The 26,877-nt window shown below is 46.0% G+C and carries 17 protein-coding genes; 10 read left to right on the top strand and 7 right to left on the bottom strand.

Features of this window, described 5'->3' with window-relative positions:
* Positions 1-44: 44 nt before the first annotated feature.
* From QUA62_RS22700 to QUA62_RS22690, 3 genes are all read left to right on the top strand, one after another.
* Positions 45-1,991, top strand: coding sequence for an efflux RND transporter periplasmic adaptor subunit (locus QUA62_RS22700; RefSeq protein WP_333406885.1), 1,947 nt, complete (start codon positions 45-47; stop codon positions 1,989-1,991).
* Between the two features lie 90 nt (positions 1,992-2,081).
* Positions 2,082-5,195, top strand: coding sequence for an efflux RND transporter permease subunit (locus QUA62_RS22695; RefSeq protein WP_333406883.1), 3,114 nt, complete (start codon positions 2,082-2,084; stop codon positions 5,193-5,195).
* Between the two features lie 39 nt (positions 5,196-5,234).
* Positions 5,235-5,714, top strand: coding sequence for a hypothetical protein (locus QUA62_RS22690; RefSeq protein WP_333406881.1), 480 nt, complete (start codon positions 5,235-5,237; stop codon positions 5,712-5,714).
* A gap of 106 nt (positions 5,715-5,820) precedes the next feature.
* Here the strand turns inward: QUA62_RS22690 and QUA62_RS22685 are convergent, their stop codons facing one another.
* The 3 genes from QUA62_RS22685 to QUA62_RS22675 form a co-directional block, all read right to left on the bottom strand.
* The gene (locus QUA62_RS22685; protein WP_333406880.1) at positions 5,821-6,774 is read right to left on the bottom strand and encodes an FTR1 family protein; all 954 of its coding nucleotides are present in this window, start codon (positions 6,772-6,774) and stop codon (positions 5,821-5,823) included.
* Between the two features lie 77 nt (positions 6,775-6,851).
* Positions 6,852-7,880, bottom strand: a complete 1,029-nt coding sequence (locus tag QUA62_RS22680; protein WP_333406878.1) for a helix-hairpin-helix domain-containing protein — start codon at positions 7,878-7,880, stop codon at positions 6,852-6,854.
* A gap of 160 nt (positions 7,881-8,040) precedes the next feature.
* The gene (locus QUA62_RS22675) at positions 8,041-9,045 is read right to left on the bottom strand and encodes a multicopper oxidase domain-containing protein (RefSeq protein ID WP_333406876.1); all 1,005 of its coding nucleotides are present in this window, start codon (positions 9,043-9,045) and stop codon (positions 8,041-8,043) included.
* A 206-nt stretch (positions 9,046-9,251) separates the two neighbouring features.
* Here QUA62_RS22675 and rppA point away from each other — a divergent pair, with 206 nt between their 5' ends.
* From rppA to rpmB, 5 genes are all read left to right on the top strand, one after another.
* Positions 9,252-9,941, top strand: coding sequence for a two-component system response regulator RppA (gene rppA, locus QUA62_RS22670; protein ID WP_333284413.1), 690 nt, complete (start codon positions 9,252-9,254; stop codon positions 9,939-9,941).
* A 138-nt stretch (positions 9,942-10,079) separates the two neighbouring features.
* Positions 10,080-10,313 carry a hypothetical protein gene (locus QUA62_RS22665; protein ID WP_333406874.1) on the top strand — a complete coding sequence of 78 codons (234 nt, stop codon included), beginning with the start codon at positions 10,080-10,082 and terminating at the stop codon, positions 10,311-10,313.
* A 192-nt stretch (positions 10,314-10,505) separates the two neighbouring features.
* On the top strand, positions 10,506-11,837 hold the full coding sequence (gene rppB, locus QUA62_RS22660) for a two-component system sensor histidine kinase RppB (protein WP_333406872.1): 1,332 nt from the start codon (positions 10,506-10,508) through the stop codon (positions 11,835-11,837).
* A 266-nt stretch (positions 11,838-12,103) separates the two neighbouring features.
* A complete protein-coding gene (htpG, locus tag QUA62_RS22655) occupies positions 12,104-14,092 on the top strand; it encodes a molecular chaperone HtpG (protein WP_333406870.1) in 1,989 nt (662 codons plus the stop codon).
* A 172-nt stretch (positions 14,093-14,264) separates the two neighbouring features.
* A complete protein-coding gene (gene rpmB / locus QUA62_RS22650; RefSeq protein ID WP_015177569.1) occupies positions 14,265-14,501 on the top strand; it encodes a 50S ribosomal protein L28 in 237 nt (78 codons plus the stop codon).
* An 84-nt stretch (positions 14,502-14,585) separates the two neighbouring features.
* Here rpmB and QUA62_RS22645 read toward each other — a convergent pair whose 3' ends face one another.
* From QUA62_RS22645 to proS, 3 genes are all read right to left on the bottom strand, one after another.
* Entirely contained in the window at positions 14,586-16,646 is a 2,061-nt protein-coding gene (locus tag QUA62_RS22645; RefSeq protein WP_333406869.1) for an adenylate/guanylate cyclase domain-containing protein, read from the bottom strand.
* Positions 16,647-16,761: 115 nt separating this feature from the next.
* Entirely contained in the window at positions 16,762-19,734 is a 2,973-nt protein-coding gene (locus QUA62_RS22640) for an adenylate/guanylate cyclase domain-containing protein (protein ID WP_333406867.1), read from the bottom strand.
* 358 nt (positions 19,735-20,092) lie between these two features.
* Positions 20,093-21,898: a proline--tRNA ligase gene (gene proS / locus QUA62_RS22635; protein ID WP_333406865.1), complete on the bottom strand. Its 1,806-nt coding sequence runs from the start codon at positions 21,896-21,898 to the stop codon at positions 20,093-20,095.
* A gap of 85 nt (positions 21,899-21,983) precedes the next feature.
* Here proS and QUA62_RS22630 point away from each other — a divergent pair, with 85 nt between their 5' ends.
* Both QUA62_RS22630 and QUA62_RS22625 read left to right on the top strand, forming a co-directional pair.
* Positions 21,984-22,289 carry a hypothetical protein gene (locus QUA62_RS22630; RefSeq protein ID WP_333284427.1) on the top strand — a complete coding sequence of 102 codons (306 nt, stop codon included), beginning with the start codon at positions 21,984-21,986 and terminating at the stop codon, positions 22,287-22,289.
* A gap of 515 nt (positions 22,290-22,804) precedes the next feature.
* On the top strand, positions 22,805-25,936 hold the full coding sequence (locus tag QUA62_RS22625) for an MFS transporter (protein ID WP_333406863.1): 3,132 nt from the start codon (positions 22,805-22,807) through the stop codon (positions 25,934-25,936).
* Positions 25,937-26,022: 86 nt separating this feature from the next.
* Here QUA62_RS22625 and QUA62_RS22620 read toward each other — a convergent pair whose 3' ends face one another.
* Positions 26,023-26,610, bottom strand: a complete 588-nt coding sequence (locus QUA62_RS22620; protein ID WP_172186032.1) for a Uma2 family endonuclease — start codon at positions 26,608-26,610, stop codon at positions 26,023-26,025.
* Positions 26,611-26,877: the final 267 nt, after the last annotated feature.

The following is a 26,877-nucleotide window of genomic DNA, read 5'->3' as shown; positions in this document are numbered from 1 at the left end:
TCTGCCAAACTGATCGGTGAGTTCAGATTCGCCCCTACTCAATCATGCACTCTTGCCACTATTTCGCCTCCCCAATAAAGCTCTGCCGCTTTTCTGGCTTACTCCTGAGCCTCGCGTTCCTAACGTCTCCCGCCGCTGTTTTTGCCCACGCGGGACACGGAGATGAATTTCACCAAAGCGGCGAAACAACTCAAACTCCTGCTGCTATTTCTGTTGATGCCGAAACAGCAAAACGATTAGGAATTAAAGTCTCCCCTGCTGCTCGCCAGCGACTAGATATCGGCATCAAAACCACAGGACAAATTGAAACTTTGCCCAACCAAAAAGTTGAAGTGACGGCTCCTGTTGCTGGGAAAGTAGTAGAGTTGTTGGTTAAGCCTGGGGACAAAGTGTCAAAAGGTCAAGCCCTTGCGGTTTTATCGAGTTCAGAATTAGGACAATTGCGGGTTGAATCTCTCTCGAAACGTGCCGAAGCTGAGGCAGATTTGCAGCAAGCGGAAGGCGATCTAAAACTAGCACGAGAAAATTACGATCGCCAAATTCAAATATCCGCAGCAGAAATCGCCCAAGCCCAAACCCAATTGGCCGCGGTAACAAAGCAGTACCAACAAGAACAAGAATTAGTAAACAATCGTTCAGTTGTGCAAGCAGCTAAAGAAAATTATCAGCGTCAAGTTGAAATAGCGCAAGCCGAAATAGCGCGGGCAGAAACAGAATTAACTGTTGCTAAAGAACAGTTCGAGCGCGATCGAGAATTAGCGGCATCTGGGGCGATGGCGCGGCGCACAATGCTGGAATCGCAAGCCCACTTCGCCGAAGCACAAGCCGCTGTTGCTAAGGCCAAAAGCCGTCCTGAAGTTATCAAAGCCCAAACCGAAATTAAACAAGCCGAAGTAGACCTCCCAATGCGGGAATTGCGCGATTCTCAAGGCAGAGTAGCAGAAGCAAAAGCTCAACTTACCAGAGCTCAGAGCCGCCGGGAAGTCCTAGAAGCCGAGAACCAAGTCAAACGCGGCAAAACTGCCGTCGAAGTCGCTCAGTCGCGCATTCGCTTGGCTGACGCAGCCTATCAAGCGCGGCTCCAACAATTAGGAACTGTTGCCAACGATCGAGGACTCGTTACCGTAGTTGCTCCGATTTCGGGGACGGTAGCCGATCGCGAAATCACCCCAGGAGAGTCAGTAAACGCTGAAAAACCGTTGATGAGTCTGTTAAATGACAGCCGCGTTTTTGCCACAGCCAATATTTACGAAAAAGACCTGAATCAAGTAAAACAGGGTCAGGAAGTCAGGGTAAAAGTCGCTAATTTACCCGATCGCACTTTCAATGGAAAAATCGCCTTAATTGGGTCATCCGTGGAAGGAGAAACGCGGGTTGTGCCGGTGAAAGCAGAACTAGATAATATTAACGGCGAATTAAAGCCAGGACTGTTTGCTGAGTTGGAGATTTTAACCGACAAAACTGCAACAAATATTTTAGCAATTCCGAGTGCGGCGGTAGTGGATGTTAGCGGGAAAAAAACCGTTTACGTCCAAAATGGCAATGCTTATCAAGCGGTTGAAATTGAACTGGGTCAAACTGCCGGAGATTTAGTTGAAGTTAAGAGGGGTTTATTCGAGGGAGATTTGATAGTAACGCAGCGAGCACCTCAACTTTACGCACAATCTTTGCGGGGGGACAGCAAGCCCTCAAAAGACGAGGCCAAAAAAGAGACATCTCCCAAGCTAACAGAGGTTAATTTTAATAATTTACCCGTGTCTTTATGGTGGGCGGGAATAGGGGGAGGAGTTGCGATCGCATCCCTGACTTTCACAGCCGGCGTGTTGTGGGGAAATCGGCGCAAATTGCCAGCAATAGCAGCCGATTCTGGAAACCATGCCGGAAACAATAGTTTTTCCGACTCTGCATCGCCGTTGCACAATGAACTGCTGTTACACAATGACAACTATCACGTTAAAACTCAAGACGCAGAAGTCAAGAGTTTAAAGTAACAGCACGACACGGAAGTCACGGATACACGGATAGCTGTTTTTATCAATGCCCAATGCCCAATGCCCAATGCCCAATTCCCAAATTATTAAATGTTCAGCACAATTCTCAGATGGGTAATTAACCGCCGCTGGCTAGTCGTTGTCGCCACCATTATTGTTAGTCTGTGGACATTTTCTATCATCCCCCAAATGTCGCTTGATGTCTTCCCTCCTTTTGCACCCCCGCAAGTCGAAATTCAAACCGAAGCACCGGGTCTCGCACCGGAAGAAATCGAGTCTTTGGTAACACTACCGATCGAAAGTGCAATTAACGGAACTCCTGGGGTAACAGCAGTGCGATCATCTTCGGCGGTGGGCCTTTCTGCGGTTAAGGTAATCTTTGATTGGGGAACTGAAATTTATCAAGCGCGGCAGTTGATAACAGAACGGTTGCAGCAAGCGCAAAGCAAACTCCCGGCTGGGGTAGAAACACCGCAAATTTCTCCGACAACTTCTCCTGTCGGCACTGTTATTACCTATGCTTTTACCTCGGAAACTACTCCTTTGATGGAAGTGCGCCGTCTGGTTGACTGGCAAGTCACAAATCGGCTTTTGGCAGTGACTGGGGTTGCTCAAGTCGTGGCTTACGGAGGCGAAGAAAGGCAGTATCAAGTATTAGTAGAACCTGCCAAGTTGAAAGCTTTTAATGTGTCGTTGCAGCAAGTAGCTGAAGCGGCGGCGGCTGCGAATGTTAATGCGCCGGGGGGGTATTTAATTACGCCGGATCGAGAAACTTTAATCCGGGGGGTGGGGCGGATTGAGTCTGTGGAAGATTTGCAGCAATCGGCGATCGACTCTCGCCACGGAACACCCGTCAGAATTGCTGATGTCGCTGATGTCAAGATTGGTGCTGCAATCAAGCGGGGCGATGGCAGTTTTAACGGCAAAAAAGCTGTGATTGTGATGGTAAACAGACAGCCAGTTGCTGATACTCCGACGGTAACTAAAGCGGTTGAGGCAGCAATGGCTGAGGTGCAGCAAGCTCTGCCAAAAGATATTAAAGTTACTGTGACTTTTCGACAGGAAGAATATATTAATTCCTCGGTGGAGAATGTGCGATCGGCTTTAGTTGAAGGCAGTATTATCGTCACCCTTATTCTGATCCCGTTTTTGATGAATTGGCGCACTCTGGCGGTTGTTTTGCTGGATTTCTTTCTGACTTGGCTGTTGGCGCTGCTGGCGATGTATTGGCTGGGGCTGGGGCTGAATACGATGACTTTGGGGGGTTTGTCGGTGGCGATCGGCACTGCGATCGACGATGCTATTGTCTATGCGGAAAATACCTACCGCAATTTGAGAGAAAATACGTCTTCTCTTCATCCGCGTCCGGTGATGGATGTGATTTTTGACGGCAGTCAAGAGGTGCGCGATTCTTTAATTGGAGCGACTGTAATTGGGATTGTGGTGTTTTCGCCAATTTTTACTTTGCCCGGTGTAGAAGGTCGAATTTTTACGCCTATGGGCATTACTTATTTGGTAGTTGTTGTAATTTCTAGTCTAGAATCGCTGTTAATATCTCCGGCTCTTTGCGCTATTTTGTTGCCTAACAAACGCATGAATGCTTCGGAACCTTGGCTGCCGAGATTTTGCAAAAAAATATATCATTTTTCGATAAATTTGTCAATGCGCTATTCGGGAATTATTTTAGCTTTAGCGGCTGCTAGCATGGTGGCTGCATTAATTATTTTGCCATCTTTTGGGCGGGTGTTTTTGCCTGAGTTTCAGGAGCAAACTTTGGTGAATACTATTCTGCTTTATCCGGGGGTGTCTTTGGAGACAACAGATAGCGCGGCTTTTGCTATTGAAGATGCACTTAAGGATGATACCAGGTTTGAATACGTGCAAGTGCGATCGGGCAGAGCTCCGGGTGATGCTGATGCTGCGGGAGTCAATTTAGCTCACATTGATATCGGTTTGAGCGAGGCAGGCATGAAAAACAGGCCGAAAACTTTGGAGTCGCTGCGGCAGGAATTTGCTAGATTGCCGGGAGTTGCACCAAATATCGGCGGTTTTATTTCTCACCGGATGGATGAGGTTTTATCTGGTGTCAGAAGTCAGATTGCTGTCAAAATCTTTGGCCCGGATCTGGATCAACTTCGCAGCATCGGTGCCAAAGTTGAAGAGCAAATGAAAACAGTTGAGGGAATTGTGGATTTGCAACTCGAACCGCAGGTGCCAGTGCAACAAATTCAAATTAAGTTTAACCGTCAAGCGGCGGGTAGATACGGTTTGAAAATCGGAGAGCTTTCTGAAATAATTGAGACAGCTTTAAACGGCAAAGTTGTTTCTCAAGTTTTGGAGGTGCAGCAAACTTTTGACTTAGTGGTTTGGTTGCAGCCTGAAGCTAGAAATAACTTAGAAACTATTCAGAATTTGTTGGTTGATACTCCAAGCGGCAACAAAATCCCCCTCGCCCAAGTTGCTACAGTAAAATACGGTACTGGCCCAAATACGATTAACCGCGAGAATGTTTCCCGGTTGATTGTGGCGGCGGCCAATGCTAAAGGTAGGGATTTGCGATCGGTTGTGAATGAAATTCAAGCTAAAGTTAAACGAGAGGTGCAGTTGCCTTTTGGCTATTTTATCCAGTACGGCGGTCAATTTGAAGCCGAACAAAGGGCTTCGCAAAATATTATGATATTTAGCGCGATCGCCTTTTTGGTAATTACAGTATTGATGTACTTGTCCGTCAAGTCTATCGCTTCAACTGCTATGATTATGATTAATTTGCCGATCGGATTAGTGGGAGGAGTAATTGCGGTAGCTTTGACAGGCGGCATCATCTCTGTAGCTTCTTTAGTTGGCTTTGTGACTTTATTTGGCGTTGCCACCCGCAACGGCTTGCTTTTAGTAGACAACTACAACTCTAAGTTTGCCGAAGGAATGCCTTTTAAGGAAGCAATTATAAAAGGCTCGATGGAACGGCTCAACGCCATCCTGATGACCGCTTTAACTTCAGCTTTGGGTTTAGCACCTTTAGTCTTTGAAGGCGGGGCGGGCAAGGAAATTTTGCAACCGCTGTCAGTAGTAGTTTTAGGAGGATTATTTACTTCTACAGCCTTAACTCTGTTAGTTTTGCCAGCTTTGTATGATCAATTTGGGAAAATTTTACTACCTCAAGAACCTCAGGCAGTTATTGAAGAGGGGAAGAGAGTTAATGTGTGATATTTTCTAATTAGTGTCAGTCAGCAAGGAGTCAAACCAATGAAATCGCTCAAATCAAATTTAATTGTTCTAGGTAGTGTAGGATTGTTATTTTTGGTAGCCTGTAATAAAGGCGACCAAGCAAGCGATACAAATACCAGTCCAGCCTCCTCTCCTGTCGCCTCTCAACCTGCATCTTCGGCTCCCGCCACTGCTCCTGCAACAGCAACTCAAGGGGGGCAAGTTGTACAGTCTGGAGCTTACTATTTAGAGTTTGTACCTGAAAAAGAAGCTACCGGAACTCATTTAGATGTTTTTTTGCAAAAAGGGGAGAAAAAGGAACCAGTTCCTAACGCCAAAGTGACGGCTCAAGTGCAGTTGCCGAATGGAAAGCAGCAAACCCTAGCTCTCAAGTATGATGCTGAGGGCAAACATTACGCTGTGGTGTTTCCCGGCAAAGATGCAGGAAGTTATCCCGTGAAAGTGACTGCGGATATTAACGGAGAAAAAGTTGACGGTCGTTTTACCTTCAATCAATAGATAGCTGATTTCCTAATGCGCTCTAACTTATGGGCGCATTAGTTATTAGCAACAAACAACTGCCTCCTGCATTTCCACTAAAAAGCCGATCGTATTTCGATCGCACTTAATTTCCTATTTCGTTACCTGAGTTTTTTTTGAACGGGAAAAACACTCGACCTGCCAAACTTTGAAAGTAAATGCCGCCGACGGTAATTAAAAAGACGAAATAAGCGATCGCCTGCACGACATAGAGCTTATCCGTGTAGCCAAACAGCGCACTCAACAACAAACCTGGAAACTTGTCTTCGGGAAGCAGTTGCGAGGTATTCCAGACCATCGGCCCGAGAATGCAAGAGTGGATTTTAGTAAATCTTTCGTAATAGAAACACAGTGCTGCTGATTCGCGATTTGTTTGCGATAAAATATTCATCCCGCTGTCAAAAAGTCCCAAAGTAGATACCACTAAGCCTGCTACAATGAAGAGCAATAAAATGCCCATATATTTGAAAAACAGGCGGATATTAATTTTGACTCCCCATTTAAACAGCAGGACACCAAGTCCGGTGGCTGAGAGAATGCCGCCCAAAGCGCCGAGGGCTGGAATAATGCCTTGTTGAAACTTGGCGACGACAAACAAAACAGTTTCAAACCCTTCGCGCAAAACAGCAATAAAAACTAAACTAAATACGCCCCAACCGGCATGAGAATTTTGCGTTAAGGCGGCACTCACAGCGCCTTCAACTTCGGCTTTCATAAATCGCGCTTGCTTGGTCATCCAAATCAGCATCCAGCTCAGCATTGCGATCGCTATCAGCCCAAAGATTGCTTCTAGCAGCAATTCCATAATCGGTGCAAAAGGCTGATTGGATGCGGACAAAATTTGCATTGTCCAGACCAACAGTACACCTATCAAAGCGCTGGCAATAAGTCCAAGCCCAACACCCCCAAAAACCCAAGGGCTTAAATAGCTTTGTCCCGACTTTTTGAGGCAAGCGAGAACGATTCCGACAACTAAGGCGGCTTCGACTCCTTCGCGGAGAGTAATTACAAATGTGGGCAATGCTTCGCTAAAATTCATCTTTTTAGTTGAGGTAATATCGGGAGGTAATTGGTATTTTTTTTACCAATTACCGTTGGCGGTTTCAGTTAACTTTTTTAAGAGGCTGGTTTGAGAACTTTTTGGCTGTCGTTCTCGATCGCTTTAACTAGCTGGTTGACTTGTTCCGTGGTTTTTACGGGGGCTGCTGGCGCGATCGCAGTTGGCCAATTTGCCTTCAGTTCAGTCATGTTGGCAACAATTGCTTTGTCGGTTTCGGGGCTAGTTTTAGCCACTTGCTCGGCAATATCTTTGTACAGGCTTTCCGCGTACATGACAAAACCCCGCGAATCTTGGTATTCAATAATTGCGGAAATTTTGCCGTTAGCAACTGCCGCTCCGTATTCGGAATTAGCTGTATCCAACAAGCCGTTAATCACTTGCAGCACGAATTTCGGATCTTTTCGCTGCGTTTCGGGAAGGGCGGCAATTGCTCCATCAACTGCTTGCATTGATGTGTCAAATTCCGCCTTCACTTGAGCCGGATCTTTTGCACCCGCTTTAACTAAATCCTGCAATTTAATTAAAGTAGCCTTAAATTCAGGAATTTTACGCTCGTTTAGCTGATCTTCCACATCGGCATAAATTTCTTCGACTGGATGCCCGATGTGCGGTTCTGCCTGGTCGGGTTTGCCTTGATCCAAGAGTTCTTGGGCTACGAAAAGATGCCCTTTCATCAAGCCAAGTTTAGTCATGTAATCTACATCTTTGGGTTCGCCTGTCAGCACCACATTTTCAATAGTTACCAAGTCTTTGATTTGGTCGAATTGCGCTTGAGTAATGACATTTTTTGAAACCAATTCTTCGACTTTTCCGTAAGGGCGGCTGGCTTGAATTTTGTTAGAAAGTGCCGGCACTCCTAACTTGGCTTCGAGTTTATCTAACTCTGAAAGAATGGCAGTATTGATGTTGATGCCGCCTTTGCCCCCGTGATGCCCGCTGTGACCGCTTGTGGATGCGGGACTGGCTGTGGCAGCGGGTGAGGGTGTGCTGTCGGTGTTGCTGGCTGTGGGGGAAGCGCAACCAGCAAGAGCAACGAGGATGGCTGTAGCAGTGACTGTAGGTAATAAACGAAATGTGGATAACATGGCAGTTGCTAATTTTTACGTTATGTGCATTTGGTCTCGCAAGTTATTAAGAATAATTCTCAATTATTTGCGAGCTATTCATTCTACCTATTTGCGATCGAGCTTGTCAAATAATTTCATACTTTATTTGAATCGGTGCACCCTGGTAGCAGGATGTGGTTTAAGTGATGACTTCAAATACACCCATGCAGCCTGCTTCGGCGATCGCATCTTGATGGGGATGAAACATAAATTTTCCAGCGTAGCCGTAGGTAAATTCTAAAATATGCCGTTCAGCTACTCCCATTGTGATTACATCGGTTCTTTCACTGGGAGTCAAAGTCATTCCCGTGCGATATACGTCAAAAAAGTTGGCGTGCAGGTGAAAAGTCACTGCCGCTTCGTACTCAATCAGGTTGAGAACGTACAGCCGGATTAGCTGATTTCGGTAAATAGGTATCGGGTTGTTCATGTAATAATTGGGCAACCCGTTAAAAGCGTAAAGCTCGTTTTTTTTGTCGTCGTTTACGTCGTATCCTCCCATGATTAACAAGATTTCATCGGCGGGAGGGCGGGGTTTTGGCGGATCGATGATGAACATTCCATAGAGTCCTTTACCTATATGGCGAGTTACGGGCTCAATATGGCAGTGATATAGATGCACTCCGTAGGGATTGGCATCGAATTCATAAATAAATACCGAACCGTGTTTCACTGGTTTAACGCCATCCATTTCGCTGGTATGAACGCCGTGAAAGTGCAGCGAATGAGAATCTGCGGCTTTGTTATAAAAAATGACGCGGATACGATCGCCCTCTGTTGCCCTTAATGTCGGCCCCGGCACGCGATTGTTGACGTTCCAGGTGTTGAAAGTGACCGCGCTGTTAAGTTGGACGATCGAAGTATTAGCTTCCAGGCGAAATTCGCGTACCGTGCGCCCGTTTTCGCGCGTCACCGTGCCGTAATCAAAATCCCGCGCAATTTGCATCGGGTTGATATTGCTGACGGTGAGTGCATCTGCGGGGATGGGCGGTATTCTCGCGGCTGATGTCGGTTTGCGAGTCAAATTTTGAAGTGCGATCGCGCCGCCCGCTACCCCAGCCCCAGCTATTCCTAGCTGTAGCAGTTGGCGGCGACTCCAGCGCCCAGCCTTTTTAATGGCGGGACGATCGGATAAATCTGTCATACTTATTGAAAATTTTTCTCAAAAAATCACTGGTACTTGATTATAAGACATTACTAGCTTGTTGTCAATCATTGTCAACTGTTCTCTTTTTCTGCGAATTCAGAAAATTTCATGCTGATTTCATCTCAGTATGTGAGCTTAAAGATTGGGGTAGATGCTGCCGATCGCTAACAATGTATAAGGATTTAGCGCTATAAATTAGAGTTATGAGAGTTTTGCTAGTTGAAGATGAGCCAGATTTAGGGAAAGCGATCGACCGCACTTTAAAGCAGGAAAAATATATAGTTGATTGGGCCCTAGATGGCAATGAAGCTTGGGAATATTTAGACAGTCACTGGACGCAATATAACCTGGCTATTTTTGACTGGTTGCTACCAGGATTGTCAGGGTTGGAACTGCTGCGGAGATTGCGTGCTAAAAATAGCGCTCTGCCCGTTTTGATGCTAACAGCCAAAGACCGAATGGAAGATAAAGTTGCCGGACTAGATGCCGGGGCTGACGATTATTTAGTTAAACCGTTCGGGATGGCGGAACTGTTAGCAAGATTGCGGGCTTTGCAAAGGCGAGCGCCCCAAATTCAACCGCAACAGCTACAGGTAGGAAATCTGGTTTTGGACTGCGGGAATCGAACTGTGTGGCATCTCGATCGAAGTGGCAACAGCCAGATAATTGCTTTAACAAACAAAGAGTTTCAACTGCTAGAATACTTGATGAAACATCCCAACCAAATTATCACCACTGACCAAATTCGGAATCAGCTATGGGAGGCGAGTGCAGATACCTTTAGCAATGTGGTAGCAGCTCAAGTGCGCTTGCTGCGGCGCAAACTTGAGTCGGTAGGCGGCGCGAATTTAATTGAAACCGTTCACGGCGTCGGATACCGCATGAGAAATTAAAGTAGGCCGGGTTCTCCGGTTGCCCCCACAAGAAAATTTAATTGTTGTGGGACAGGCCTCTTGCCTGTTCTTAAGCATTCTAGGGCTTCCCAGCCCGAATCTGGGAATCCGTAGAATATAGAAAACTCGATCGTAAAAATGACTGCTATGAAAGATTTAATCCAACAAGAGTTAGAAAATCTCGATCTACAACAACTAAAACAAGTATTTGAATTTATTGCCTTCCTAAAATTCCGTGCCAGATTAGCTACTATTGCAGCAATCGATGAAACTAACTTAGCTGCACTCTACGGCGAATTTGCCGAAGAAGACCGACAACTTGCGGAACTCGGAATAAGCGAATATGCAGAACTCCTAAAACATGAAAATTAACTGGTTTCCAGGCTCGGCCTGGAAACCGATTTACCGAGGCTCTGCCTCGAAGAGATTCCCTGAAAATTGGAGGCAGAGCCTCTGGATATGAGTTACCAGGCAGAGCCTGGAAACGAGTAAAATGAGTAAAATTTAACTTTGTGGAACAGGCATCTTGCCTGTTCTTAACAATTATATAAAATCTAAGTTTAAATGAATCAAAATAAACTATTTAACCGGACTCGCTGGCAATTAGCCATTTCCTATGCAGCAGTAATGGGTTTGATTTTAAGCTTGTTGGGATTTGGCGTATACAAGGCGATCGCCCACGCTCACTGGGTAGCCATAGACCGGGAATTAGAATCCGTAGCGGGGACGCTACACGACAGCCTAGAACTCAAATTGCAGCAGCCCGGACGCTTGGAGCCAATAGTAAACGAACTTTTGCCCAACCTCCGCCTAATTGGAGTTAAAGGCATTAAAGAACAGTTGCCAAGCCGCCACATTTTAAGCGCTATCAACCAAGGCTATTACTATATTCGTTTATTTGATTATTCCGGGAAATTAATTGCTACAGCAGGCGCTTATCCCGAAGAATTACCACCAGAATTTAACTCCCAATACTGGCAAACAATAACTGACACCAAAGGCAATGTTTACCACCAAATTTCTGTAGCGCTACACACCCAAACACAGCAAGATTGGGGATATTTTCAAGTTGGGCGCAGCCTGCAAGACTTCAATGATTATCTCAGTACAGTGAAATGGGTTTTGAAATTAGGATTGCCTACAGCATTGATTTTGATAGGCTTTGCTAGTTGGTTGTTGGCAGGATTGGCCATGAAACCGATTTATTCTTCCTACCGACAAATCCAACAGTTTACAGCGGATGCCGCCCACGAATTGCGGACGCCTTTAGCGGCTTCGCAGGCGACTGTAGAATCGGCGCTGTTGACGCCTCAATTAGATGAAAAAGAAGCGCGGGAAATTTTGCGGACGATCGATCGCCAAAACCGACGATTGACTCAGTTAGTGGCTGATTTGCTGCTGCTGGCTCGCATGGATAATCAAGCGATACGCGATCGCCCTCAATTGTGTTGTTTGAATGACTTGGTGAGCGATTTAGTCGAGGAATTAGCCGCAATGGCGATCGCTTCTAAGGTAGCGTTAACATCCGAAGTGCGAGTGCAGCAGCAATTAAATGTTGTCGGCAATTCCGACCAACTTTATCGCTTAGTTGCTAATTTAATTGTTAATGCCATTCAATACACTCCGGCGGGCGGCAAAGTAACAGTTATTTTAGATTGCAGCCACCAAGAGGCGATCGTTCAGGTTCAAGATACCGGTATTGGGATGGCGGCGGCAGATTTAGAGCGAATATTCGATCGATTTTACCGAGTCAACAGCGATCGATCGCGCCATACCGGCGGTTCGGGACTGGGATTGGCGATCGCCCAAACCATAGCCCGCGCCCACCGCGGCAGCCTCAGCGCCCGCAGCGAATTGGGTTGCGGCAGCACCTTTCTCCTGCAGTTACCTTTGTGAGCTACTATGTGAGGGAAACTGACATCTTGCACGATCTTCGCTTAACAGGTCTTTCTGGCCTGTTCCACAAAAAGTGAATTATCTTGTGGGGAGTAGGAGTTGGGATTTTCTAGCCAGCCCGTGAAAGGCTTATTGAGAATTGTCCAAGATGTGGGGAAAACCGAATCATCTTTTTGTGGTAATCCCTTTTGCACAAGAGAACACGATCGCCGAAAATCATTAAATAGCTATTTCTAAGCAATTAGCAGTCATCAGAGAGAAAAATTATGACAGTTTTAGAACAGGGAACAATCTCAATCCATACCGAAAATATTTTCCCGATTATCAAGAAGTCGCTATACACTGACCACGAAGTCTTCTTGCGGGAACTAATTTCTAACGGCGTCGATGCCATTGCCAAACTCAAAATGGTTTCCCGTTCCGGCGAATACGGCGGCGACATGGGCGAACCGCAAATCAACATAGCGATCGACAAAGAAAACAAAACCCTCTCAATTACCGACAACGGGATCGGCATGACCGCCGATGAGGTAAAAAAATACATCAACCAAGTCGCTTTCTCCAGCGCTGAAGAATTTATTCAAAAATACCAAGGCAGTGGCGACGACGCAATTATCGGTCACTTCGGTCTCGGTTTCTACTCTTCTTTCATGGTCGCTCAGAAAGTAGATATAGACACCCTTTCTTACCAAGAAGGCTCCCAAGCAGTACACTGGTCTTGCGACGGGTCTCCCGCTTTTGAACTATCAGAATCTTCCCGCACGGAACGCGGCACTACTATTACTCTTACCCTCCAAGACGAAGAACAAGAATATTTAGAACCCACTCGCATTAAGCAGTTAATCAAAACTTACTGCGATTTCATGCCAGTTCCCATCAAATTTGAGGGAGAGGAACTCAACAAGCACAAAGCAATTTGGCGGGACTCAGCCAGCAATTTGCAAAAAGAAGATTACTTGGAACTCTACCGCTACCTTTACCCGTTCCAAGACGAGCCGCTGTTGTGGGTACACCTGAATACAGATTATCCTTTCATTGTCAACGGGATTCTTTTCTTTCCAAAACTGCGGCCGGATGTCGATGTTACCCAAGGCAATATTAAGCTCTTCTGCAACCAGGTTTTTGTCAGCGACCACTGCGAAGAAATTATCCCGAAATTTTTGATGCCGCTGCGGGGAGTTATTGACAGTACCGACATTCCCCTGAACGTTTCTCGCAGTTCTTTGCAAAGCAATCGCACTGTGCGGAGAATCGCTGATTATATTGCGAAAAAAGTGGGCGATCGCCTGAAAGAACTCTACCGCGACGACCGTGACGAATACATCCGCTGCTGGCAAGATATCGGCACTTTTGTCAAGTTTGGAACTCTCAACGATGACAAGTTCAAAAAGCAAGTCGAAGATATTTTAATCTACCGCAGCACCTACGAGCCAACAGCGGACAAGCCAGAAACAGTAACGCCCGAAGTTCAGGTGCAAACTGAGGAAGGAGATTTGTGGCAAGATGTCACTCCGAAGTCGGAAACTTCTACTTCGACGCAACCTTACACGACGCTGAAAGAGTATTTGGAACGCAATCAAAAACGTCATGAAAATCGCGTGTTTTATTGTACCGATCCGGCCTCTCAAGCAACTTACGTGGCAATGCACAAAAGCCAAGGTTTAGAAGTGCTGTTTATGGATTCTTTCATCGACACGCACTTTATCAGCTTCTTGGAAAGAGAATACTCAGATGTCAAATTCTCGCGGGTTGATTCCGACATCGACGAAACGCTAATTGACAAAGAAAAAGAAGCGGAAATTGTCGATCCGGCGACGAATAAGACTCGCAGCGAACAAGTTAAAGAGATGTTCCAAAAAGCTCTCAATAAGCCGAAAGTGAACATTCGCACAGAAGCTTTGAAGTCTGACTCTGCGGAGGCGACGCCACCTGCGATCGTACTTTTGCCGGAAGCTTTGCGCCGGATGCGCGACATGACGGCGCTTTTGCAGCAGCAAGCGGCCGAATTCCCCGAAGACCACGTTTTGCTGGTGAATACGTCTCACCCGCTGATTCAAAATCTGGCGAGTTTGAGTCAGGGTGCGATTATTCAAGGCGGCGGGGAGTCTCCGTCAAGTCAGTTGGCGAGTATGATTTGTCACCACGTTTACGACTTGGCTTTGATGGCCCAGAAGGGTTTCGATGCTGAAGGGATGAAGGATTTTGTCGAGCGATCGAATCAAGTCTTGACAAAATTGACTGAACGTGCAATGTAATTACCCCCCCCAACCCCCCCTTGCTAAGGGGGGGAGTAAGAGTTTATTTCTATTGCTGAGCGGGCGATCGGGTGTTTTTTGCCCCCCCTTTAACAAGGGGGGCTAGGGGGGTTCTGCGCTGTTGCTATATAATAAAAGGCTGCACGCAAAAAACGGTAATCTGGAGCGCAATATGTCACGGAAATGTCAGCTAACGGGAAAGAAGGCGAATAACGGTTTTGCAGTTTCTCACTCGCACCACCGCACTCACAAATTGCAAGACGCCAATTTGCAGTGGAAGCGGGTTTGGTGGCCCCAGGAGAAGCGCTGGGTAAGATTGCACCTTTCTACAAAAGCGATTAAAACCTTGCAAAACAAGGGTTTGGAAATCATGGCGAAGGAAGCTGGAATTAACCTGTACAAGCTTTAAAAAACTTGGCTAAATTAAAATGAGGGCGATCGCACTTTCAAGTGTGCGATCGCCCTTACTTTTAGAGAAAAACCTTTACTAAAGCTATTTTCGGCATTTCAGTAAATAAGTAGTCATCTGGCCTTTGCCTTTAACTTCGATCGCGCCGCGGTTTTCAAAGGAATACTTTTCTCGCAACTGCTGATAAGTTGTCTCTGTTACCTGAATACACCCCGGCAAGCCGTGAGATTCCATGCGGGAAGCGGTGTTAACGGTGTCTCCCCACAAATCGTAAATAAATTTTTTAATACCGATGACTCCGGCTACAACCGGGCCTGTGTTGATGCCAATTCTGATGCTGAAAGCTTGGCTGTGGGTATTGCTGAAGTCAATAATTGCTTGCTGCATATCCAAAGCCATTTCTGCGATCGCTTCTGCGTGATCCGGGCGAGGAATGGGGAGGCCTCCAACTACCATGTAAGCGTCGCCAATCGTCTTAATTTTTTCCAATCCGTGCCTTTCTGCTAGGTTGTCAAATGTCGAAAAGATGTCATTCAGCAAGGCAACTAATTGCGTTGGAGAAACTCGCGAACTGAGTTGAGTAAAGCCTACTATGTCCGCAAATAAGACAGTAACATCAGCAAAGGTGTCTGCGATCGTGCTGTCTCCCCGCTTCAACCGATTTGCTATTTCTTCAGGCAAAATATTCAACAGCAAGCGATCGGATTGTTCCTGCTGATATCGCAGCGCTTTTAAAGTATCATTAAGAGCATTAGTCCGTTCTTCTACTCTAAACTCTAACTCGTCATTCAGCTTTACAAGCTGCATTTCAGCCCGCCTGCGGTCTGTGATATCCGTACCGATTGCCAGCATTCCCGCGAAGTTTCCTGCCGCGTCAAACAGCGGTTTATTTGCCCACGATACCCAAACGCGATCGCCGCTGCGCCGGATACTTTCATTTTCATTTCCCGTGTATTGTTCTGGGTTTTGCAAAATATCTCTCAACTTTGCTGCCAAGTCATTTCCTCTTGTATCTCTCTGGGGAATGATGGTTCCCACTGCGTTTTTGCCAATTATCTCTTTTTCATCGTAACCAAAAAAAATCTGTGCGAATTCGTTAAAAAAAGTAATATTTCCTTCCGTATCTAGTTTTAAAATAATGCTGTTAGCATTTTCGACTAATTCCCGATACTTAATTTCGCTTTGCCGCAGCGAATCCTCTGCTGATGCGCGTTCGGCTACAGTGGTGGCCAACAGCAGCGATGTAACTACAATTACGCTCATAAAAGCCTGCAAAAATAAGATTGCCTGATTGATATTTTCGGCTTTTGAAATAAAGGGGCCGCCTCCCTGAGAACCGCCCCAAATGGCGATAGTGGAGACAATGAAAGATGCTAAAACAGCCCCCCCCTGGCCGAATTGAATGGTTGCCCAAATTACTAAGGGAAATGGCAAGTATTCGAGGGGATAACCGGAGAGACTACCTTCACTTTTTGAGTTATATACTAGCCAACTGACTGTTACTAATAACAGCAGGCATATTCCGGCACCGATGCGATTTACAATTGTTTGAGAACCTGTAATTGGTGAAGGGCTTGGCGCTTGTTGGCGGTTGTATATAATCAACAGCAGGGGAGTAAAAATTAAAACTCCTAATGTATCTCCGAGATACCAATTCCATCGAATGTGCCAATATTCGCTCCAGTCAACTAAACCAGTTACACAGAGGCGAAGCGTCCCGAGAGTGCAGTTAATTTGAGTGGCAACTACAGCACCGCAGAAAATTAAATTGACTACATCGATCAGCCGATCGAGTGAGGGGCGAAACTTTAGCTGTTGCAGCAAAGTAAAGGCGCATAAAGCTTGTAAACAAGCGCAAAAGGCACTAATCGTTGCAAGTGTTAAGGATACCTTAAGGTTAATAGTCTCGTAAAAAACTACGCCTAAAACTATTCCCGGCCAAACACGTCGGCCAAATAATAAAATTGCCGCTTGTGCAATTCCTGCGGGTGGCCAGACGCAGGTAGCTAATTTATTTACCCCTGGGATTGAAACTGCTATTTTTGCTGCCAAAGCGTAAGCAAAAGCCAGGGCAGCTACTTTTGCTAAGTCTTGCCAATTTCTAGATTGAGGAAATCGCAGAAACTGAATTTTTTGGGGGTTCATACTGAGTGTTATATTTTTTTAACTAACTATAGCAACCGCGCCCGAAGAGCAAGAACTTATTAATTCTGAAACAGGATTTCTTATATTGCTACTTCCTTCTTCATTCTTCCTTATGCTATAACTTGATACCTGTAAGAAAATAAGTCTTCATCTGGCTTTTGCCTTTGACTTCGATCGCGCCGCGGTTTTCAAAGAAATACTTTTCTCGCAATCGCTCGTAAGTTGGCTCTGTTACGTGAATACACCCCGGCAAGCCGTGAGATTCCATGCGGGAAGCGGTGTTAACTGTGTCTCCCCACAAATCGTAAATAAATTTTTTAATACCGATTACTCCGGCGACAACTGGGCCGCTGTTGATGCCGATTCTGATGCTGAAAGTTTTGTTGTGGGTATTGCTGAAGTCAATCATTGCCTGCTGCATATCCAGGGCCATTTGGGCGATCGCCTCTGCATGATCGCTGCGGGGCCTTGGCAATCCTCCTACTACCATGTAAGCGTCGCCAATCGTCTTAATTTTTTCCAATCCGTGCTTTTCTGCTAGGCGATCGAATGTGGAAAAAATATCGTTAAGCAAGGAAACTAATTCGGAGGGAGAAATTTGGGAACTAATTTGAGTAAAACCGACTATATCTGCAAATAATACTGTTACTTCGGCAAAAGTATCGGCGATGATGCTTTGGTCTTGTTTTAATCTATCGGCGATCGCTTGCGGTAAAACGTTGAGTAGGAGACGATCGGATTTTTCTTGTTCTAAGCGTAAAGCTGCCTCAGCTTGTTTGCGAGTTGTGATATCTTGAACAGTACCTTCGTAATAAAGCAAATTTCCGTAGGAATCGCGCACGGTATAAGTATTTTCGGAAATCCAAATTATGCTGCCATCTCGGCGGTAAATTTGAGATTCAAAATCCGATACTTTGCCTTGTTGTTCTATTAAGCGGACAACCTCGGCGCGGCGATCGGGGTCAACATAAAGTTGTTGGCTAATATCAGTTAGTGTGCCCACCAATTCCTCGCGTGAACTATAACCGTAAATGCGAAGCAAAGCAGGATTGGCGCTGAGATATCGCCCATCTGGGGTAGTTTGAAAAATGCCGACGATCGCATTTTCAAAAATGCTGCGGTATTTTTCTTCAGCTTGCCGCAGCGCTTCTTCAGCCCGCTGGCGTTCTCGCGCTTCCATTGCGAAAGTTACAGAGTCTGCTAGAGAAACAGCGAAACTTTGTTCTTCAATCGTCCAAGGGCGGGGGATTCCTACGTGTTCCAAACAAATAACTCCTGCTGTTTCTCCGCCTATTTGAATCGGCGTATCTAGCATAGAAGTGATGCCCAAGGGAATTAGGTAAGATTCTGCAAATTCTCTAGTTCTAAAATCTTTTTGCGCGTCAAAGGCAGCAATTGCGCGTTCTTCTCCCAGTGCTTGAAAATAGACAGGATAGTCTGCTGCTGCTAATTCCAAACCGTGTGAGTGCTGGTTGAGAGTGCGATCGAACAAATCCAGGCACTCCATCTTGGATTTAGTGCGATCGTACAGCCATACGCTCGATCGGGCAACTTCCAGAGTACGGCTAGCAGTTTGAGTTATTTGTTGAAGCGCTTTTGTTAAGTCGCCTTGATTCAGCGCTTTATTTTTGGCTAAATCAATTAATGCCGATTTCTGTTTCTGTAGCTGAAGTTCGCTTTGTTTTAGGGCATTTGTCCGCTCTTCAACTCGGATTTCCAGCTTTTCATTCAGCTTTTGCAGCGCTATTTGAGCTTTTCGGCGATCGGTGATATCTGTGCCGATGCAGAGGATTCCCAGGATTTCTCCCGCTGAACCAACCAGCGGTTTATTTGCCCAAGATACCCAAACGCGATCGCCACTGCGCCGGATATTTTCATTTTCATAGCTGGTAAAGCGATCGGGATTTTGTAAAATTTCATTATAAACCAACTCTAAGTTCTTCCCTTCGAGGTCTGTCTGTGGAATAATTGTTCCCAGTGCATTTTTACCAATGATTTCTTCCTGAGTGTAGCCAAAAAATATTTCCGCAAATTCGTTAAAAAAAGTAATATTGCCGTTAGCATCCAATTTCAGAATAATGCTGCTAGCATTTTCCACCAATTCTCGATATTTAATTTCGCTTTCTCGCAGGGAATTTTCTGCCTCGGCGCGTTCAGCTACTGTCGCTGCCAATAAGAGCGAGGTAATTGTAACTACAGCCATAAAAGCTTGCAAAAATAAGATAGCCTGAGTGATATTGTCGGCTTTGGCTATGAACGGCCCCCCTCCCTGAGAACTGCCCATAATTGCGATGCTTGAGACAATGAACGATGCTAGGACAGCGGCTCGTTGACCGAATTGGAGGGCTGACCAAATTATCAAAGGAAACGGCAAATATTCCAGGGGATAACGAGAAATAGAAGCTTCATTTTTCGAGACAAAGACCAGCCAGCTCATCCCTATTAATAATATTAACCATACTGCCCGCCAAATTAGATATCTTTGCTGGCGGTCTGTTTTTCTTTTTAAACGAGCGGCGGTTACTTTAGGGCGAAAAAATATTAGGATTAAGGGAGTTAAAATTAAAACTCCCATTGTGTCTCCCAACCACCAATCCCATCGAACCGACCAATATTCTGCCAAATCTACTTTGCCCGCTAAATATAGGGAAAAGGCGCCAATAGTGCAACTGATTTGAGTAGAAATTAGACCACCAAACAAGATTAAATTAACTACATCTTTCAAGCGATCGAGGGATGGACGAAACCCCATCCAGCCCAGGGCAGTTACTGCAAAAACAGCTTGCAGAATGGCCCCGGCGTTTCCTCCCAGCCAAACCGCGAATATCTGTTCATTTGGGTTAACAAAATTTAGCAGAAATGTACCCAAAATTATGGCAGGCCAGACTTTTCTTCCAAACAATAAAAGTCCAGCTTGTGCTATTCCTGCGGGCGGCCACACCGAGGAAGCGAAGGGACTAACACCTTGAATTGACATTGCTAGCCTCGCCCCCACGGCGTAAGCGACAGCAACGACAGTTACTTGAACTAAGTACCGCCCAATTCGGGATTGAGGGAATCGAAGAAACTGATTTAGGTTCAGATTCATATCGAGTTTTAAGTTTTAGATAATTTCACATCAGAAGGAAGTTCGGCAACGGATTCTGTAACGGATGTAACGGATGTAACGGATGTAATGGATGTCAGGAAGAGGGAAGAAGGAAGAAGGAAGAGGGAAGAGGGGGGAGCATCTCATATTTGTAAAAACACTTCTTGTGGCTTCTTCTTTCTTCCTCTTTCCTCCTGCATTCTGCCTCCTGCCTCCTGTCTCTTGCCTCCAAACTCCAATTTCTAGCTGGAGTGCTTTCAGTGAGATGCTCCCAAAAGGGGAGCTAATGTAGGGTGTACACCGCGCAGATTGCGATCCTAAATCTAGGTGCAGCGCGCACCTTACTGCTTAAAAAGTCTTAGCTGACGGCGGCTTCAATCCACTGTTTCAACGTAGAATTTACTTCATCAATGAGAATTTCGTGGGATTTGTGAGTTGCTCTTTCCACGACTTCAACTTTGCCTGCTTTCAGCGAACGACCCGGAACAATCCGATAGGGAATGCCGATTAAATCGGCATCTTTGAATTTAACTCCGGCCCGTTCGTCGCGGTCATCTAGCAAGGTTTCAATGCCAGATTGGTTGAGTTCTGCGTAGAGTTTTTCGGCGACTTCTACTTGTTGGGCGTCGGAAATATTGGGGATGCTAATGATGGCGTGATACGGGGCGATCGCCACTGGCCAAATTATCCCGTCTTTGTCGTAGGATTGTTCTACGGCCGATTGAGCTAGCCGCGACACGCCGACGCCGTAGCAGCCCATCACAAAGGGCATTTCTTCGCCTTGTTCGCTGGTGTAGGTGGCGCCCATTGCTTGGGAGTATTTTGTGCCTAATTGGAAGATGTGGCCGACTTCGATGCCTCTGGCGCTTTGCAAGGTTTGTTCGGGGTTGTGCACTGCCCGATCGCCCTTTTTGGCTGTTCTGACACCCACAACCGTTGCTGGCAGGAGAAATTCTTTGTTCCAATTGGCTCCGACAACGTGGTATCCTGATTCGTTTGAACCGGTGACAAAGTTTGTCAGGTCCACTGCAGTGCGATCGACTAAACGCAAAAACTTAGAGTTTACCTCCTTGCTCCCAGCGATATAATCATCAGCAACATCGGGAGCCATATAACCGAGAGGTAAAGATTTAGCAGCCCATTTCCGCTGAGCTTCCGCATCCGGAACAGTCAAAAATAAAACATTTTTAGCTTGATAATTGCCCGCTAACTTCGTCAATTCATTCAGCAACTTTACCTGATTCACCTCTTGGTCGCCGCGAATGCTTACCAATACCAAGACTGTAATGCCATTATCGTAAACAGCCTGGTAAAGCACATTTTTGACAACTTGCGTCGGAGAACATTTCAAAAACTTGCAAAGTTTATCAATTGTTTCAGTTCCCGGCGTTTCCCGCTTTTCAAAAGTTGCAAAGGGCGACGGTTCCGCATCAGCCGGCATCGATACAGCCTTTTCCACATTAGCTGCATACTGACCGTCTTCAGTATAAAGAACTTCATCCTCGCCCGCTTCAGCCAACACCATAAACTCTTGGGAACCAGAACCGCCAATTGCTCCCGAATCAGCATCTACTGCTCGGAATTGCAAGCCAGATCGGCGCAGCATATTGCTATAAGCTTGAGCCATATCCTGATAAGTTTTTTTCAGGCTTTCTTCGTTAGTGTGGAAAGAATAGCCATCTTTCATAATGAATTCGCGACCGCGCATCAACCCGAAACGCGGGCGAATTTCATCGCGAAACTTAGTTTGAATTTGATATAGATGTACAGGCAATTGCCGATAGGAACGAATCATATCTTTAGCAATTGTAGTAATTACTTCTTCGTGCGTTGGGCCCAGTCCCAATTCTCGCTGCTGCCTGTCTGTCATTGCAAACATAATACCTTCAGCTTGAGTATAGGTATCCCAGCGGCCGGATTCCCGCCACAAATCGGCTGGTTGCAATTGCGGGAGGAGGCATTCTTGAGCGCCGGTAGCGTCCATTTCTTCGCGCACAATTTGAGAGACTTTTTTGAGAACTCGCCACATTAATGGGAGGTAAGCGTAAATACCGCTACCGATGCGCCGGATGTATCCGGCACGGAGTAATAGTTTGTGGCTGGGAATTTCTGCTTCTGCCGGGTCTTCACGCAGGGTAACAAAAAGCATTTGAGAGAGTCGCATGGCTGATTTCCTTAAAATACCGGATGATTGTAATCTTAGATTAACTTCTGATATTATCAGACGTGAGCCGGATTTGATTAAATATATGAATAAAATTTGGGCAAACTACGAAAAAGGTATGGCAGTATTTGATAATTGTCACTCTCCTACGGTGCAATCTCAGTGGCTTGCCTTAAAAGATGAAATAGGAGAATTTGTTCGAGAACCTAATTTAAGCGAAATTTGGGATATTGTTCATGCTGCTGGTCGATTGTTTTACAAACTAACCGGAATTCCTTTCAATTTACTGGCCTATCCTACTGTTCGCAAACACAGTCAACGTTTCGAGGAGTACGGCTGTATTCGCAGCATTCGGAACTGTGAGGGTAAATGCTGCGGCAAAAATTCGTAGCCTAGGCGGCGGCGCACCCGATATCATGTTTGTTGAATTGCCTGTAATTAGATTTAGAAACCCTCGATCGCACCAGAGTGATTATGCAGATCGAGCGCTCGGAATTATTAGCTCGTTTTGAGCCTAAAAATCAAACTGAATCCTAAATCGGTAACGCACTATACGATATCTGGGTGCACCGAAGATCACTTTACTACTATTGATAATGGGTGGCGATCGCCCCCCGCCTCAAACTTGCCCCTTTTATGCGAACTCTGCTGCTACCAGTCGCATAAAAACTAATTTCTGACTTTAGACGGATTTATTTTTTACCTTCTGCAGGCATAATAACAATTAAGGATGAGATCACTAGAAAAGTGATTTACGGCTCATCCAAATTTCACTAATAAGGGCTTCCGTAAGATTAAGCCTGACCAAAACAAACCACCATCTAAAGATTACAAAATCCCCTATAAATAAAGTTGGGGTCAATTTTCGCTATGCCTAACTCGGCATAAAAGTGTAGGAGGTAATTTATGTTAGAAAGCGAGTTATTAATGTCGCTGTACAGTCCCAAATTCAATATTGCCCAAATGCCAGTAGAAATAGATGTGCCATTTGAACACCCCGATCTCGGAGGGCTGATGTTTTTAAGCCCGCAGTTTTTCGTGGCATTAATCGCCGGAGTCATTATGGCTTTCGGCTTCCAATTCCTGTTAACAAATTTCTCGATCGCCGCCAAAATCTCAAATTGGGACGAGGCTTTACCCGACGGTGACGATGATGATGAGTCCGAAAGTTTAGGCACTAAAGTTCGGAAAATCGAAGGTTTAGTCGGGGGTTGGATTTTAGTCACCGTTAACCTGGCTTTATTTTTGGCTTGTTTTCTGGCCGTCAAACTAACTTCAATTGCCTCGGTAGACGGAGCGGCAATTATTGGTGTAGTCATTTGGTCGGCGTACTTTTTAACGCTGGTGTGGCTCGGTTCTAGCGCCGTCGGTTCCATGATCGGTTCCTTGATAAAAACTGCTTTTTCAGGGGTTCAAGGTGTCATGGGTACTGCTGGTGCTGCGATCGGCGGCAAGATGGCCAACGACCAAATGGTCAATACTGTAGAGGCATCTGTTGCCGCTGTACGCCGCGAGTTGAGTTCGGCGGTAGACCCGGATAGCATTCGCGAAACACTGCAAGATTATGTGGGTTCTTTGCAGTTACCGAAACTAGATGTTAAGGAAATTCGCGGTCAATTTGAAAAGTTGCTGGGCGATGCAGATATCAAATCTCTTGCGGGAAGCGACCTTCTGAAGAATGTTAACCGCCAGACTTTTGTGGATTTAGTTAAGAGTCGCACAGACTTTTCTGCAGAGGAAATAAATCAAATTTCTGACCAACTCGAAGGCGTTTGGAAGCAAACTTTCGGCAAGCAGCAAGAGCAGAAAGACCCAAATTTAGAGTTGGTTGATTTTCTCAAGTTTGCGGCTCCCGATTTGCTGAAGTCTGACGAACTCAACGCCAAGCTGTCTCAAATTCTCGAAAGTAGGGAAAACAAATCGGAATCCAGCAGCGGCATGAAGCGAGCAATGCAGTTGGGTGTGGGTTCTCTTGTGAACACTGTTTTGTCGCGGACGGATTTGTCTGATTTGGATGTTGAAAAAATCACTGGTCAGTTGCAGCAACTGACAGCCAAAGGGACGGAACAAGCTAAATCTTTGGCTTCTAAGGTGGGCGACAAAGTGCCTGCGCTGCCTTTCAATACAGCTAAGGCTGATGTGGAAAACTACTTGATGAATGCCCAACCTTGGCATCTCAACCGGGAGACAATCAAGCAAGAATTTAGGGATGTGATTTACGACCCGGAAGCCTCTCCTGGGGCAGTTTTGCGCCAGTTAGAGCTGTTTAATCCCGATTATTTTGTAGGGATTCTGAGCCGCCGCGAGGGGTTTGCTCCGGAACAGGTGACGGAAATTGCCGAACAGCTTGAAGGTGTCCGCCAAGAAGTGTTGGAAATTGTGCAAGCTGCGGCTGGTGAAGAACAGTCTCAAGATTTGCGGAGCCGGATTGAGAATTATTTGCGATCGACCGGCAAGGAAGAATTGAATCCTGAAGGTATCGAGCGGGATTTCCAAGCGCTTTTGGAAGATCGGGATGCTGGTTTTGAGGCTTTGCGCGATCGCCTTTCGCAATTTAACCGCGATACTTTGGTGCAGTTGCTGGGTCAGCGAGAAGATTTCAGTCCAGAGGAAGCCGATCAGTTAATCGGGCGCCTCGAAAGTTCGCGCGATCGCGTGATTTCTAGAGCTCAAGAATTGCAAGAGCAAGCGCAATCGAAAGCGCAAGAATTGCGGCAAAAGGTAGAAGAGTATCTCCGCAATACTAATAAGGAAGAACTCAATCCTGAAGCTATCGAGCGCGAGTTTCAAACCCTGTTAAGCGACCCGGAAGCCGGATTTAAATCGCTGAAAGAACGCTTGTCTCAATTCGACCGCGATACGCTGGTGCAGTTGCTGTCACAGCGCCAAGACCTCAGCGAAGAACAGATAAATCAGGCGATCGACCGGATGGAATCTGTGCGCGATAACATTATCCACGCGCCGCAAATGGTGGCAGATAGGGCTAAGCAACAGTACGAGGAAGTTACTGCAAAAATTGGCGAGTACCTGCGGAATACAAACCTGGAAGAACTCGATCCAGAAGGTATCACTCGGGATTTGACCCAATTGTTTGAAAATCCCAAAGAGGGTGCTTTGGCACTTCGGGATAGACTTTCTCAGGTCGATCGCGAAACTTTAGTCAAGTTGCTGTCGCAGCGGGAAAATTTGAGCGAAGAACAGATCGATCGGACGATCGATCGCGTGCAAGATTCGATTCGCAGCATCGTGAAATCGCCCCGCCGCTTGGCTTCTCGCGCTCAAAAAACAGTCCGGGATTTCCAAGGCAGTTTGGAAAATTACTTGCGGAATACGGACAAGGAAGAACTCAATCCAGAAAGCATCAAACGCGATTTGCAGTTGCTGTTTAGCGAGCCGGGAATGGGGATGCAAAGTTTGGGCGATCGCGTGAAGCACTTCGATCGATCGACTCTGGTAGCATTGCTGTCGCAGCGGGAAGACATCTCGGAAGAGGAAGCTAACAGAATTGCCGACCAAATTGAATCTGTCCGCAACCAAATTGTCGAACAAGTTCAAATGGTTCAGGACAAGTTTCAGTCAGCAATGGATGGTATCTTCGGGAAAATCCGGGATTACCTCAATTCGCTCGATCGACCAGAGCTCAACTACGAAGGCATCAAGCGGGACTTCCGCAAAGTGTTTGACGACCCGCAGGCCGGATTTGACGCGATTAAAGAGCGTTTAGGCGAGTTCGATCGCGGTACTTTAGTTGCCCTGCTGAGTTCTCGTTCCGATATTTCCGAGACTGACGCGCACCGGATTGTTGACCAAATGGAAGGAGCCCGGGACAGCGTTTTATTGCGATCGGAGCGCCTGCAAAATGAAGCCAAAAAACGCATTAAACAGCTCAAGAAAAAGACCAAGCAGCAAGCAGAAGATGCGCGCGAAGCCGCAGCAACTGCTGCTTGGTGGCTGTTCGGTACGGCTCTGACTTCTGTGGTGGTTTCGGCTTTGGCTGGAGCAATAGCAGTCGGCGGGATTTCGGGTTTGTTTAGCTAGATTTTCAACGAGTTTGAAATAAAGTTCTCCTGATTCTAGGCCGGCTGTTTGCCGGCCTATTTTCTTTGGAATAATATCAGAGTCCTTCAGGATTCTATAGTTGGCGGAAACACTCTCGATAAATCGAGCGCCAAATCGTGAAAATAAGGCAGATTAACAGACTCGTTGGGCAGAAAAATCAGCGTCCTGCGATAACCAAATTGGCCAGGGGCATTCTGATACGGCTCGCTGTAACATTCCAAGCAAGTTTGTGATAAATTAAATATCCAATAGTTAGAGATTCCGGCTTCAGCATAAAGGGGGAGCTTAACCTGTTTGTCGTAACTCAAAGAAGAATCTGCAATTTCAATCAGCAACAGTATATCCCCTGGACAGGGGTGAGAGGATAGATAGTCGTCAGGGCGATTTTGTACGAGCGAAAAATCAGGTTCAGGTTCGCTGTTTGTCGGTAAAACGATGGGAGATTGACACTGTAAAGTTGCCCGCTCTGCTACTATGGCGCTTAATTCCCGCAATAATCTTCTCAGACAGGTTTCGTGAGCGGTACCTTTAGCTGCCATTTTCACAAGTTCTCCATTAATTAACTCAACTCGATCGTCCTCACCAAAGAACCCCAGTTCTGTCAGGCGGTGATATTCCGCTATGGTGAAGCGTTTTGCAGTTGCGATCGACATAACAGCCACCTCTATACAGGTCTGTTGCGATTATAGGCGATCGTCGATCGGCTAAACAATGCTAATCAGGAGCACCGCTCACAACAATCTTGTCAAATTTGCGTCATCCTTTGGTTGCACATTTCCCAAATTTTGGTGAGTTTACTCGACGAACTTATGTCCGGGATCATATCTGCCTTAAGCAAGATTCTAGCCTCACTATTTATTAGGTACTTTAACTAAGTAGCAAAAAAAAAGTTTTCTAAATAAGAAAGCTGAGCAATACAT

It is taken from the genome of Microcoleus sp. MON1_C1, from assembly GCF_036701945.1.
GTDB lineage: Bacteria > Cyanobacteriota > Cyanobacteriia > Cyanobacteriales > Microcoleaceae > Microcoleus.
This window is presented reverse-complemented; position numbering and strand designations above follow the sequence as displayed.